The 12,886-nt window shown below is 63.5% G+C and carries 15 protein-coding genes; 1 reads left to right on the forward strand and 14 read right to left on the reverse strand.

Features of this window, described 5'->3' with window-relative positions:
* Window positions 1-8: 8 nt before the first annotated feature.
* Complete coding sequence (locus WN72_RS38510; RefSeq protein ID WP_027560901.1) at window positions 9-965, reverse strand: hypothetical protein; 957 nt, start codon at window positions 963-965, stop codon at window positions 9-11.
* An 823-nt stretch (window positions 966-1,788) separates the two neighbouring features.
* Here WN72_RS38510 and WN72_RS38515 point away from each other — a divergent pair.
* On the forward strand, window positions 1,789-2,565 hold the full coding sequence (locus tag WN72_RS38515) for a response regulator transcription factor (protein WP_027560902.1): 777 nt from the start codon (window positions 1,789-1,791) through the stop codon (window positions 2,563-2,565).
* Between the two features lie 148 nt (window positions 2,566-2,713).
* Here the strand turns inward: WN72_RS38515 and WN72_RS38520 are convergent, their stop codons facing one another.
* The 13 genes from WN72_RS38520 to WN72_RS38580 form a co-directional block, all read right to left on the reverse strand.
* A complete protein-coding gene (locus WN72_RS38520; RefSeq protein WP_027560903.1) occupies window positions 2,714-3,169 on the reverse strand; it encodes a hypothetical protein in 456 nt (151 codons plus the stop codon).
* Window positions 3,166-3,678, reverse strand: coding sequence for a flagellar biosynthesis protein FlgN (locus WN72_RS38525; protein WP_092213022.1), 513 nt, complete (start codon window positions 3,676-3,678; stop codon window positions 3,166-3,168). Before WN72_RS38525 ends, WN72_RS38520 begins: the two co-directional genes overlap by 4 nt.
* 39 nt (window positions 3,679-3,717) lie before the next feature.
* Complete coding sequence (locus WN72_RS38530; protein WP_027560905.1) at window positions 3,718-4,200, reverse strand: rod-binding protein; 483 nt, start codon at window positions 4,198-4,200, stop codon at window positions 3,718-3,720.
* Complete coding sequence (locus WN72_RS38535; RefSeq protein ID WP_092213026.1) at window positions 4,197-4,616, reverse strand: hypothetical protein; 420 nt, start codon at window positions 4,614-4,616, stop codon at window positions 4,197-4,199. The genes WN72_RS38530 and WN72_RS38535 overlap by 4 nt, the downstream gene beginning before the upstream one ends.
* A 6-nt stretch (window positions 4,617-4,622) precedes the next feature.
* A complete protein-coding gene (gene fliR / locus WN72_RS38540; RefSeq protein ID WP_092213028.1) occupies window positions 4,623-5,375 on the reverse strand; it encodes a flagellar biosynthesis protein FliR in 753 nt (250 codons plus the stop codon).
* A complete protein-coding gene (flhA, locus tag WN72_RS38545) occupies window positions 5,372-7,453 on the reverse strand; it encodes a flagellar biosynthesis protein FlhA (protein WP_027560908.1) in 2,082 nt (693 codons plus the stop codon). The genes fliR and flhA overlap by 4 nt, the downstream gene beginning before the upstream one ends.
* A gap of 77 nt (window positions 7,454-7,530) precedes the next feature.
* Entirely contained in the window at window positions 7,531-7,797 is a 267-nt protein-coding gene (gene fliQ, locus WN72_RS38550; protein ID WP_027560909.1) for a flagellar biosynthesis protein FliQ, read from the reverse strand.
* Window positions 7,794-8,213, reverse strand: coding sequence for a flagellar hook assembly protein FlgD (gene flgD, locus WN72_RS38555; protein ID WP_027560910.1), 420 nt, complete (start codon window positions 8,211-8,213; stop codon window positions 7,794-7,796). The genes fliQ and flgD overlap by 4 nt, the downstream gene beginning before the upstream one ends.
* Before the next feature lie 14 nt (window positions 8,214-8,227).
* Complete coding sequence (gene flbT / locus WN72_RS38560) at window positions 8,228-8,632, reverse strand: flagellar biosynthesis repressor FlbT (protein ID WP_027560911.1); 405 nt, start codon at window positions 8,630-8,632, stop codon at window positions 8,228-8,230.
* Window positions 8,632-8,976: a flagellar biosynthesis regulator FlaF gene (flaF, locus tag WN72_RS38565; RefSeq protein ID WP_027560912.1), complete on the reverse strand. Its 345-nt coding sequence runs from the start codon at window positions 8,974-8,976 to the stop codon at window positions 8,632-8,634. The genes flbT and flaF overlap by 1 nt, the downstream gene beginning before the upstream one ends.
* A gap of 54 nt (window positions 8,977-9,030) precedes the next feature.
* On the reverse strand, window positions 9,031-10,077 hold the full coding sequence (locus tag WN72_RS38570) for a flagellar hook-associated family protein (protein WP_027560913.1): 1,047 nt from the start codon (window positions 10,075-10,077) through the stop codon (window positions 9,031-9,033).
* 3 nt (window positions 10,078-10,080) lie between these two features.
* Window positions 10,081-11,556 (reverse strand): flagellar hook-associated protein FlgK, encoded by a 1,476-nt coding sequence (gene flgK / locus WN72_RS38575; RefSeq protein ID WP_092213032.1) that lies wholly within the window; start codon window positions 11,554-11,556, stop codon window positions 10,081-10,083.
* A 34-nt stretch (window positions 11,557-11,590) separates the two neighbouring features.
* Window positions 11,591-12,823 (reverse strand): flagellar hook protein FlgE, encoded by a 1,233-nt coding sequence (locus tag WN72_RS38580; RefSeq protein WP_027560915.1) that lies wholly within the window; start codon window positions 12,821-12,823, stop codon window positions 11,591-11,593.
* Between the last annotated feature and the right edge of the window lie 63 nt (window positions 12,824-12,886).

The following is a 12,886-nucleotide window of genomic DNA, read 5'->3' on the forward strand; positions in this document are numbered from 1 at the left end:
GCCTTTGCTCAGGGCGTCGCCTTGCGTGACGAATAGATGACGCCGCTGCTGGACTCCACCACCAGGCGACCGTTCTCGTTCTTGATGTCCTCGATGCGGCCAAGGCCGGGCACCTGCTGTCCCAGCACGACCTCGATGACGCCGTTCGGACTTTGCAGGATCGCGATCCCCTCATAGGCCTGGCGAACCGACCAGCCCTTGACGACCTTCCGCGGCGCGGACGGAGGTACCGAGCCGGTGACCTCGGGCGCTGCGAGCGAAGCCATCATCGGTGCAGCCTGTGACGGCGGCTGCGAAGCAACGGCCGCGGGCGCCGGCGCCTGAGCCTGCACCTGGGCGAGCCTGTCGAGCTTCGCCGTCGAGGACGAGCTCACCCGCTCGATCCGGTCGAGATTCTCGGCGAACCTACCGAAGCGATCGTTGGTCGCCTTGCTCGATTGATCGACCGCGGTGCGCAGACCGTCGAGATTTTCGGACACGCCCGACACCTGCTTGCGCAGTTGCGCGACCGTCTCGCGCAGAATCCTGATCTCGGTGTTGGCCGCGACGTTGTTCTGCGCAGGCTGCGTGGTGAGATAGGCGATCACGCCGGTGCAGGCGCAGACCACCAGGATCGCGGCGACCGCCAATGTTGCGAGCGGCACGACCCAGGTCGGACGCGGCGGCGGCGGCTTGGCCACGATCACGGCCGGCTTGATCACGGCCGGGGCAGGCTTGGGTATCGCCATCTTGTCGAGGCGCGCCTTGGCGCGAATGCGCTTCAGCCCTTCGAGCGCCTCTTTCGCCAGCACTTCATCGTTCACCGCGGCCGACACGCGCTTCGCGTTCGCTGCGGGTTTGGTGCTTGCTGCGGGCCTGGAATTTTGCGTCGCGCTGTCCTTCATATTGCTTGCCGCCGGAGCCGGCTTCGCCGCCGCGGAAACATCAGCGGTTTCGCTGGGACGAGCTTGTCCATCGGACGACATGTGAAAATGCTCCGTTCAGTTCGATCTGTTGATCGACGAGATTATTTGCCGAAGCTTGCCTGAAACGTGCGCATCGAAAAGCTTTCAACGCGCGCGATGCGACCTCAATGAGTCGAACGCGACACGCACGCGGCGAGAGTGCGACTCGAAAGACACACACTCGCCAAGATTTCGCCAAGCTGGAGTCCAGCCGCCACACATGAGTCGAATTGTCGCATGTGGAAAAACGGGAGCACGAGTCAATCCGGGGTTGAAAACCCCTCGCTACGCGTCACCGGTAGCACCACTCAAAATTGCTGTGATTATACGGACATGCGGAACTTTAGAACCGCCAAGGTGCAAAACTAGTTCGAAATTCAAATCAACTGATGCGGTTGAAAATATCAAGAAACAACTCGAAACAAATCAACAGCATCAAACATGCATAGCAATCGCTTTGCGGCGCGCGCTTGATCGGAATTAGGCAATTGTTACGGTCCTACTCAAGTGATTCTCTCGCCAGTTGGCGAGGAGATCGACAAAGTTCAGTAGCGTTTCGGACACGATGAGCAACTTGGCGCAACTGTACTAGGTCGTATTCTCAATCCGCTCCGCGGGGTGATCCGTAAGACACCCGCCGGGCCTCACACAGTAAGCGTTCAGTATCGAGTCGAAGTAGCAGGCCTGCTCACGCAGGCACTGAATGCGTAGGGCTGCCCGCGAATATCGAAACCATAACAACGGTTCGCGGGAGGGAAATATCGTCAAACAGCATGGCTGCCGAGCCGGGGCATCACAAACAACCACCCGGCCGCTGCAAGTGCGAAACAGGGGCGAAAGACTGATGTATATTATCGTTGATGATCGCGAGAGCGTCACGAACAGCTACGTTGTAGGGCTCGTTCGCGAAGGTGTATCGTCGATCGGATTCTCCTCCGGAGAATTCTGGGACTGGCTGCAATCTGCGAGTGAATCGGATCTGGCAGCGGTCGATGCCTTCCTGCTCGGGGATTGCGATGCCCGCGGAAGCCTGCCGCGGGCGATGCGCAAGCGCTCCTCGGCTCCCATCATCGCCATGAGCGGCCAGAAGATGCTCAAGAACACGCTCGAGCTGTTCGAGTCGGGCGTCGACGACGTCGTGCACGTGCCCATACACCTGCGCGAGATCCTCGCCCGAACGGCCGCGATCGCGCGCCGCCGGGTTGGCGATCTGCCGAGGCCCTGCGAGAGCCGGATCCAGGTCTTCTTCAACGGACGTGACCCCGAGATCGCGGGCCACGCCCTCACCCTGCCCCGCCGCGAACTGCGCATCCTCGAATATATGGTCGCCAACCACGGCAAGTGGATCACCAAGACGCAGATCTTCAACGCGGTCTACGGCATCTTCGAGTCGACCTTCGACGAGAGCGTGATCGAGAGCCACGTCAGCAAGCTGCGCAAGAAGCTTCGCGACCGCCTCGGTTTCGATGCGATCGTGGCCCGGCGCTACGTCGGATACCGCCTCAACATCCCCGCGGGCGAGACCATCGACGTGCCGATGCAGGAGCTCGACGAGGTCGGCATCCTCCTGAACACGGCGCGCGCCGCCCCGGCCCCTGCGGCGTATCCCGCCGGAAACTGACGCGGCAGCGCACCGCCACAACAACGACAACGGCCTCTGCGGAGCATCCTTCGCAGAGGCCGTTGCACTGTTGGGGACCGAGGCCAGCTGAAATCAGGCCACGCAGCGCGGCGCAGCCGGAGGGCCGCCCACGCTTGTTCCGCGACGCCTACTGCTTCTGGAATTCTTCCTTTGATACGTAGTTGAAGTCCTCGACCAGGACGTCCTGGACGACGTCGGCCTGCATCCGTTCGTTGACGCGCTGCTTGATCGCCGTCGTGAGGATCGAGAGATCGTAACGGGCGAGCTTCCTGAAATCGAGACGGTCGTCGGCGTAGATCCTGCGGAAGGCCTCGTCGACGACGAACGGCTCCGGCGGAACGTTGAGCTGGTGCATGGTCCGCGCCTCGATGGTGTAGACGAAGCGCGCCACGATGTAGCCCTGCACGCTGCCACCCTCGATCATCGGCACGCTCAGCGCCCGCGTCTTCTGGTATTGCAGCCCGTCGAGATACTCGTCCTTCGCCGGCAGCAGGCTGCCGTTTTCCTTCCAATAGGCCACGCCATAGCTCGTGCCCGCGGTGAGGATGCAAACCCAGAGGCCGGCCAGAACGAGTCTGATCATTTTCCGTCCTGCGCCGTACGACCGGTATAGGTGCCGTCCGAGTCGGCGTCCTTGATCGCCTTGACGATGATGGAGGCGACCTCGCGCACCGCTTCGTAATGCATTTCGAGGACCGAGCGATTCCGCTCGAGCTTCTCGCGCAAGCGCTGGATCTCCTCGGTGATCACGGTCTCGTTGCCGAGATGCATCCGTGCCCGCATCAGGCGGACGAATTCGAGCATGCTCCGGCTCTTGCGGGCGCTGAAGTCGTCGAAATCGATCTTCTTGCGCGTCGTGAGCGCAATCGTCTCCTCCTCGACGATGCTCTCGAGCCGGCGGATCGCCGCCAGCAGGCCGCGCACCTCGTCCGATCTCGCCGCGTCAATGCCGTCGACCGCCGCTTCGCCGCCGGCATTCGGCAACAGCGCCGGCAGCTGCGCACCGCCTGTCGCCGCTTCCATCGTTATCGCCTCGGTGTCCGCGACCGGCTGCTCCATCACCAGGACCGCCGCGCTTTCTTGTGCCTGCATAGGAAATTCACCCCTCAACGTCTGTCACCCATTCCCGGATCATGATCCGGCTTTCCCCGTAATGTCCGTTCCCGCCGGATGCGCTGAGGCGAGCTGCTTGGCAATGCCAATCCCCTTGCCCTTGGCCAGCTGGTTGCCGAGCTGCTCCGCCAGCATCGATTTCCAGACGCCACCGGCCGTGCCCTTGCCGAAGACCTGCTCCGACTCCTTCGGCAACATCGTCTCGACAAAGGTCTGGAGGATGAAAGCCTCGAACTTCCGGTAGACCTCGCCGGAGGCAGGCGCCTTGATCACCTGCACCGGCGCCCCGTTCACGGCGGTCGACTGCGCATCGACAACCTTCGACGCGGCCTGATCGGCCGTCGCCGCCTTGGCCTTGCCGACCTCCGCGTCCATCGTGGCGGCGAAATCGGCGTCGGATGATTTCAGCGCGTCGAGCTTCGCGGCCGCTGCGCGCTGCGTCACGGGATCGGCGGCATCGAGGACGTCGAGAACGAGGTCGGGCGTCGCTGTCACGATCATGTCTTGTTCCGGCTGGCTGGTCGTGGCGTCCACTCGCGCACGGTGAGGCTTGTTCCCGCGATCTCCTCGAGCGAACGCTTTTCGGCATCGCGAAGCTTGTCCGCGACCGCCGCCTTGGCGACTTCCTCGAGCTGTTTCACGCGGCGGCTCTCCGCGCGGACCTGGTTGAACTGCTGCAATGCCTGCGCCTGAACCGCGCGCGCGCCGACGCTGGTCCTGTTGAGGCGCCGCGCGATCGATTCGCTCGACGAGCCTGCCGGCGGCTTGCCCTCGTTCAAAGCTCCGACCAGCCATTCCTGTTCGTCCTGCAGGCTTTTCTCCTGCTGCCGCAGCTGCGCGAGCTGCCATTCGGACAGCCGGAGCTGGAGCTTCACGAGGGAGACCATCCGGGCGAGCTTGTCCGCGCGCGACCTCATGACCGATCACTCCACGAGCCACGACGAGACGCCGAGCATGAATTGCGTCAGCAGCTCGTCGCTGGTGAGGTAGAGCAGCAGGAAGCCCCCGAACAGCACGAAGGGCACCGAGATGAAATAGACTGGAATTGCCGGCGTCAGCTTGTTGATGAAGCCGACCGCGAGGTTGACGATGACCGAATAGACGATGAAGGGGCTCGTGATCCGCAGCGTCAGCACGAACGCCTCCGACAGACGAGCGAGCAGCTGGTCCAGCGCCATGCTGCCCCCGATCCTGCTGCCGGGATGCCAGACATCGTAGGAGTTCATCAGCCCGCGCAGGACCTGCCAGTGCTGGTCGGTCATGAAGAAGAGCGTGGTGACGGACGCCATGATCAGCGGCACCAAAGCGGGCGCCGGATCGGTATCACCGATCGGCGTGCCCGGGATGTTGCTGAGCCCGATCGCGCTCGCCATCACGGTGGCCATGGTCTGGAGCGCCAGGAAGAACACGCGCCCGCCGAGACCGATGACACTGCCGACCAGGATCTCGGAGCCGATCAGAAGTGCCAGCGCCAGCGGCGCCGCATTCTCCGTGAGAGGTTTCAGGACCGTAATCAGGATCGGCGTCAGTGCAAACGTCGTGACGAGCGCGATGAACAGGCGAACCTGGGCCGGGACGTTGACGCTGGAGTAGCCGGGCACGAACATCAGGCAGGCGCCGATGCGGCAGAACACGATGAACGTGACCAGCACGCTGTCGGCAAGGCTGCTGATCACGATATGGCTCCGAGCGCCCGGATCTCGGCGCAGCGCGCGACCTCGACATGCGAGAGGATCGGCAGTGTCGGGAACACCCGCTCCAGGATCATGCGGACATAGGGACGGGCTTCGGGGGTCACCGCCAGCACCACGCTAGTGCCGCTCTCGGTGAACTTGCGGATCGCGGCGCTGGCTTCCGTCGCGAACTGCTCGATCTGGCGGGGATCGGCGTCGAACTCGACCACGTCGCCCTTGCCGTCGCGTTTCAGGCTCTGGTGGAACGCAAGGTCCCACCGATTGCCGAGCCGGACGACGTTGAGCACGCCGTTGTCAGAGAGGTCGCCGCAGATCTGCTGGGCAAGGCGCGTGCGCACATGCTCTGCGACCTGCTCGGACCGCCGCACATGGGGCGCGATCTCGGCGATGGCTTCGAGGATCAGATGCAGGTTTCGGATCGACACGCGCTCGGCCAGCAGGATCTTCAGGATCGCCAGCAGGCCCGAATAGGAGATCTGCGACGGACAGAGATCCTCGACCAGGCGCTTGTATTCGGGATCGAGCCGGTCGAGCAGCGCGCGCATGTCCTTGTAGGACAGGAGCTGGGCGAGGTTCGCCCGGATCACTTCGCTCAAATGCGTGAGCAGCACCGAGAGATTGTCGACCGGCTTGCAGCCCTGGCGCTTGACCTCGTCGGTGAAAGCCTCTGTCACCCACAGCGCCTTCATGCCGAAGGCGGGCTCGATCACCTCCTCGCCGGGCACGTCGGGCTTGCCGTCCTTGTCGACCAGCACCAACACCTCGCCGAGCCTGAGCTCGCCATGCGCAACGCGCGTGTCGTGAATCCGGATCTGGTATCCCTTGGGATCGATCGACAGATTGTCGGTGAGCTTGATCTCGGGAATGACGAAGCCGTACTGCTTGGCGAACTTCTTGCGGATCTTGGCCACGCGGTGAGCAAGCTCGGTGCGCGCGCCCAGCAGATGGACCGAAAGGTGGCCGCCGAGCGCCAGCTCGATCTCGGCGGTCTTGAGCGATTCCTTGACCGAATCCTTGGCCTCGGCCTGGGCGCGTTCTTCGGCCTTGCGCGCGTCTTCCTTCTGCTTGAGGGCCGCCTGCCGCTTCGGCAGCGAGTAGCCGACGAAGGCCATGACGCCGCCGAGCAGCATGAAGGGCGCCATGGGCAGGCCCGGCATCAGGGCCAGCACGAACATCATCAGCGCGGCGGCCGACACCGCGCGGGGATAGCCGCCGAGCTGCCGCAGCACGGCCTGCTCCGCCGAGCCCCTGGTGCCGCCCTTGGAGACGAGAAGGCCGGCCGACAGCGACACGATCAGCGCCGGCATCTGCGACACCAGGCCGTCGCCGACGGACAGCTTGGTGTAGACGTCGGCGGCACGCGACAGGGTCAGACCGTGATGGGTGACGCCGATGATGATGCCGCCAAAAATGTTGATCGCAGTGATGATCAGGCCGGCGATGGCATCACCGCGGACGAACTTCGAGGCACCGTCCATGGCACCGAAGAAGGCGCTTTCCTCCTCGAGCTCGCGACGCCGGCGCTGGGCTTCCTTGTCGTCGATCAGGCCCGCGGACAAATCGGCGTCGATCGCCATCTGCTTGCCGGGGATGGCGTCCAGGGTGAAACGGGCGCCGACTTCGGCGATGCGCGTCGCACCCTTGGTGATCACGACGAAGTTCACCGTGACCAGGATCGCGAAGATGATCAGACCGATAACGAAGTCGCCGCCCATGACGAATTTGGAGAAGCCGGCGACGACATAGCCTGCGGCCTGCTCACCCTCCCCGCCCCGCGACAGGATCAGGCGCGTGGTCGCAACGTTCAGCGCCAGGCGCAGGATCGTCGCGATCAGCAGCACGGTCGGGAAGGCAGAGAAGTCGAGCGGGCGCTGGATCCACAGCGCCACCATCAGGATCAGCGCCGAGAGCGCGATCGAGAACGCGAGCCCGAGATCGATCAGGATCGGCGGTATCGGCAGGAACAGGATCGTGAGCATGGTCACGATGCCGCCCGCGAAGAAGGCGTCCGCCCCGAGTCGGCGCGGGCTGGGCAGGCTAGCAGCTAACGTATCGGCCATGGGTCACCGGCAGAGGGTCCGCCCGGTAATTTGCCGCGCAAAGCTTACGCGAGGGTGGTGGCCGCCGGCCGCGCGGCTCAGAAGCCGCGTTCGATATGCGAATAGACCATCTCGGTGAAGGTGGAGAGATGGGCGCCGATGAAGGAACCGGAGACGGCGACGACCACGAGAAGGACGATGATCTTCGGAACGAAGGTCAGCGTTGCCTCCTGGATCTGGGTCAGGGCCTGCAGCAACCCGATGACGGTGCCGACCAGCATAGCGGCCCCGACTGCGGGGCCGGAGGCGACGATGATGGTCCAGATCGCCGCCTGGACGATGTCGAGGGCGTCGCGCTCGTTCATGACTGGCTGATCGTGAGCCCCGGCCCGACGGCGACTTTGGTGCCGTCCTCGAGGGTTGCGATGGAACCGTCGGTGTTGATGGAGATCGATGCGACCTTGCCGCTGAAGGTCGCACCGGTCGAGTCGGTGAAGCTGACCTTCTTTCCGATCAACGCGTCCGCCTGCGACAGCGACTGCGAGGACAGCAGCGAGTCCAGCTTGTTATTGGTCTGCATGGCCTGCTCGACCGTCGAGAGCTGGGCGAACTGGCTCATATATTGCGACGTGTCCATCGGATTGGTCGGGTCCTGGTTCTTCATCTCGGCGACGAGAAGCTGAAGAAACGTGTTGTAGTCGACGCCGGTGCTCGACGTGTTCGAGGTCGAGCTGGTCGAGTTGGACTTGCTGGTGCTGTCGGTCGCGCTGGTGACGTTCATTTGCCTCTCCGCTGTCAGGCAGCCTCGAATGGGGCGGCGGCGCCGGCCAGGATGGCTTGCTCCACCGGGAACAGCGCCCGAATTCGCTTGAGCGCCTCGAAATAACGGGTCGTCTCGACCAGCTCGTCGACCGCGGCAAGCCCCTCCAGCATCTCGCGGCTTTCGCACACCGCGACCAGGGCCGCGTGGTGCTGCACATAGAGCGCCGAAGCGTCCCGGACGTCGGTCGGGTTCATCAGCATGAGCTGAACGATGAAATAGAGCTGCCGCATCGCCGTGGTGGCGTCGGAGGCCTGCATGACCTGCCCTTCGAGCAGGAACATCACGTCGTTGACGAGCTCGACCGAGACCTTGCGGTCCACACGCAGAACCGCGCCGTTGATGTAGATCCGTTCGCCCGCCCGCAAGGAGATCTTCATTAAAGCGCGTCTCGGATCATGCGGTTGATTTCGATGAGCTGCATCACGTCGTTCGACTTTTCTTCGCGAAGGCGGTCGGCCTCCTTGACGACCCACAGGCCGATCGAGATGATGTCGGCCCGCAGCTTCTCGGGAAGCCCGTTTTCCGGATGCGCGAGATCCTCGATGAAGATCGTCCACAGCCGCCGCACGTAAAGCAGGCTCTGGACCTGATCCTCGAAACTGGCGCGTCCCTTCTGGAGGCGCTCGAGTCGGTCGATGCCGAGGCTGAGCGCCTGGCGCTCGCGGCCCCTCGCCTCATAGCCGCTATCATCGACGACCGCTTCATAGGCTTCAAACGTCATCAGGACCACACTGCGCAGGAAACGAAGAACAAGACAAAGGTGACGAGCCTAGGCTCAGAGATAGTTGATGAGGCTGATCTTCTGGAGCTGCGACGTCAGTGCAAGCGCCGTCTGGATCTGGGTCTGCAAGGTGTTGACGCGCACCGAGGCTTCGGCCGGATCGACCTTCTCCATACCGACGATCTGATTGTTCAGAATGTCCTGCTGCGTCTTGAGCTTGTCGGTTGCGGAGGTGAGCCGCTGCTGGACCGTGCCGACATCGCCGCCGAGCGTAGCGAGGCCGGTGATGGCGTTCCCGACGAGGCCGATCGCCTTGTCCACGACGACCTGGAACGTCGACTGGTCCAGGTTCGCGTTCCCGAGATCGGCCATCATGGTGTAGGCCTCGGCGAGCATGCGGAAGGAGGGTTGATTGGCGCTGACGGACGTATCGGCGATCTCGGTCGTGGAGATACGGCTTTGCATGACCTGGTCGGTGGCCGACGACCAGTTGGTGTTCCAGGCCGGGCTCGCGAATTCGGCGTCGAAGGTGGTGTTGAGGAAGGTCTGCATCTGGGCCGGCGTGATGTTCTTCACGTTGGGCGAGGATTGCGAGAAGCCGAAGAACGTAGCGAAATCGGTGTCGACCTGGTTCTTGCTGGCCGAGCCGGCGGCGTAAGCCGTGATCGGTTGGTTCTGCGTGTTGATGCCCGAGAACAGGTACGAGCCGTTATAAGAGACGTTCAGCGCGCCGATCAGATCCTGGAGGTTGGAGGACGCAGGCGGCAGGATGATCCGTCCGCCGCCGTCGGTGCTGCGGGCCGCGATCAGATCCTTGAGGAAGGACGTTGCGGTCGTGTTGAGCTGGGTGATCCGGTTCTGCGTCACGTCGAGGCGTCCGGCGACGAGCCCGTTGGTGTCGACGAGCTGATCGGCGAAGCTGAGGTCGGCCCGCAGGGTGAGGTCGCCTCCCGTGGTGGCCCCGAGCTCGAGGCCGACATCGTAAAAGCGGCCGGTGGTCGCCTCGGTCGACGCCTTGCTCAGCAGGGACTGGTTGTTCGTGATCGACGACCTCAACGACGAAGACAGCATCAAGGTCGAGATGTAGTTCGCGCTCATCATGGCTTAATTCCCCACGGCAGCCAGCAGGCTCTGCAGCATTTCATCGACGGTCGAGATGATCTTCGACGAGGCCGAATAGGTGCGCTCGACCTGGAGCATCAAGGACATCTCGTCGTCCATGTTGACGCCGCTGACGTTCGACAGCGCCGCGGTGCTGCGGTCTAGCAGCGTCTTCTGGTAGCTGACGTTGGAGTCCGCGGTCTTGCGCTGGTTTTCGATCCAGCTGGTCGACGACGACGCGAAGTCGATCAGGCTGCCGCTCGGCTTGCCCTGCGTGGTTGCATCGAACGGCTGCGAAGCATCCATGCCGGCGATGAGCTGCTGCAGCCGGACCGAGTAGCCGCCATTGCCGGCGGTGTTGTATTGGTATGCGACGTTGCCGCTGATCGCGCCGTCGCGCAGCAGATTTGGGTTGCCGCCCTGGGCCGGGTCGACTGACGCCGCGACGCTGATCAGGCCGGCAAGGCCGACCGAGACGGTGGCGCTCGCGGGCATCGCCGGCGCGCCGGGATAGGTGAAGAGACCGGGGACGTCGGGCAGCGCCGCGGCGGTCTGATCGCTCTCCCTGAAGGTATTGATCAGGCCGCGCGCGATTTCGTCGAGCTGGCTCTGATAGGTGACGGTGTCTTGGTCACGCAGCTGAGCGAGGCCCGCGAGCTTGCCCGACTTCAGCGGCATCACCGAATTGGCACCGGTTACCGGCACGCCGTCGATGACCACCGCGTTGCCCGTGGTGCCAGGCGTATAGATGTTGGTCGCCGTGAAGCTGACCGTTCGGGCCGTCTTGTCGAACAGCACGACACCGCTGTCGGTGTAGAGCGCCGCGTCGCCGTTGGGTCGGAGCGACATCGTGACTCCGAGCTCCTGCGACAGCTGCGAGACGATGCTGTCGCGCTGGTCGAGATAGTCGGTAATGTCGTCGCCGGAGATCGTGCCCTTCACGATCGCGGTATTCACGGTCCCGAACTGGGAGAGCAGCTGATTGATGTTCTGGACCGACGTATTCATGTCGGCATCCGCGCCCGCACGGACCGACTGCACGGTCTGCGTCGCCTGGTTGAGCGCGGTCGCCATGTCCTTGGCGGATGTCACCGCCGCCTGCGCCAGCGTGGTGTTATCCGGAGCGTTGGCATATTGCTGAAGCGCCTTCTTCAGCGCATTGAGCTGCGCCGTCGGCGACTGGTCGAGCTCCGGATCGTCCACAGTGGCAGATGCGATCTTCTGCAGACCGTCATAGATCGCGGTCTGCTTGGCCGACGACGAAGTTGCGACCAAGACGTTGTCGTAGAGACCCGAGCTCGCGGCGCGCTGGATCGCCGCAACATAGACGCCAGCCCCGGGCAGATTGTCCAGCACGGCGATCTTGCGCGAATAGCCGGCGGCGCTGGCACCGGCGATGTTGCGCGAGATCGTCGAGGACTGGATGCCCGACGCCATGAGCGAAGCGCGGGCGGAGTCGAGAGCGGCGGTAAGGGACATGATTTGCTCTTGCCTGGAATGCGCGCTGAAGAATTCAGCGCTTCAGGTTGACGACGACGTCGAGCAGGTCAGCGCCGGTCTGGAACGATTTCGAGTTCGCGGTGAAGCCGCGCTGCGCCTCGATCATCCCGGTCAGCTCGTCCGCAAGGTCGACGTTCGAGTCTTCCAGGGCGCCGGACTGGATCGTGCCGAGGCCGCCGGTGCCGGCATTCCCGGCCTGCGCGTTGCCGGAGTTCATGTTGGTCGAATAGACGTTGCCCGGCTCCGGTGTCAGATTGTCGGGGCTCGCGACGTCGGCAAGCATGATGGTGAAGAGCGTCAGCGTCTGTCCGTTCTTGAGGACCGCCGTCACGTGGCCTGTATCGTCGACATCGACCTTGTCGATGGCCGAGGGAACGCTGCCATTGACGGTCGCCTTGAAGCTGAAGTCGGTTCCGACCTGCGTCATGTTCGACAGGTCCATGGTCATCGCCGCACCGCCGGGGACGGTGAAGGCGAGAGTCGTCGGGCTCGCCGCGGCCAGCGTGCCTTTGCCGGTTGCGGTCGTATCGAAGGTGAAAGTGGTGGCGGCGCCGACCGACGCACCCGTCGCGGAGTCGTAAGCCTGAATCTGCCAGGTGTCCGAACCGGCGGCCGTTGCGGTGTGGGACATGTAGACGTCAAGCGTAACGGCCTGGCCGATATTGTTGTAGGCCACGATCGAGCTCTTCGACGAGTATGAGGCCGGGCCGGGCGGGCCAGCGATCACGGCCGCTTTCGGATCCAGATTGCCGGTCGTGAGCGTCCCCGCCGTCGACGGCACGGGCACCTGCGAAACCTGGGCGATGTTGACGATCTGCATGCCGGACAGGCTGTTCTGCGAGAAATTGGTCACGTTACCGGGCTGGCCCAGAAGGTAGTAGCCGGCCGCATTGACCAGATTGCCCTGGCTGTCCGGCACGAACGAGCCGGCGCGCGTCAGATATTGTTGCGTGTTGTTGGCATTCGACACCACGAAGAAGCCGTTGCCCTGGACGGCGAGGTCCGTGGTCGACGTGGTGAACTGCGTATGTCCGGCATCGCTGATGGCGTAGCGCACCGTGGTCTCGACGGCGCCGGAGTCGTAGTTGCCGGAGCCGCTCTTGAGGATCAGCGAGGAGAACTCGGTCGAGGCCCGCTTGTAGCCGGTCGTGTTGACGTTCGCGATGTTGTCCGAGACCGTCGACAGCTTGTTGGACTGCGCGCCCATTCCGGAAACGCCGGTGCGCATAACACCATACAGGCTCATGGATTTGGCTCCTTCGGTAGGTTGCCGCTACAATGCGGGTTCTTGCTTGCGCGGGGCTGATGA

Source organism: Bradyrhizobium arachidis, from assembly GCF_015291705.1.
Taxonomy (GTDB): domain Bacteria; phylum Pseudomonadota; class Alphaproteobacteria; order Rhizobiales; family Xanthobacteraceae; genus Bradyrhizobium; species Bradyrhizobium arachidis.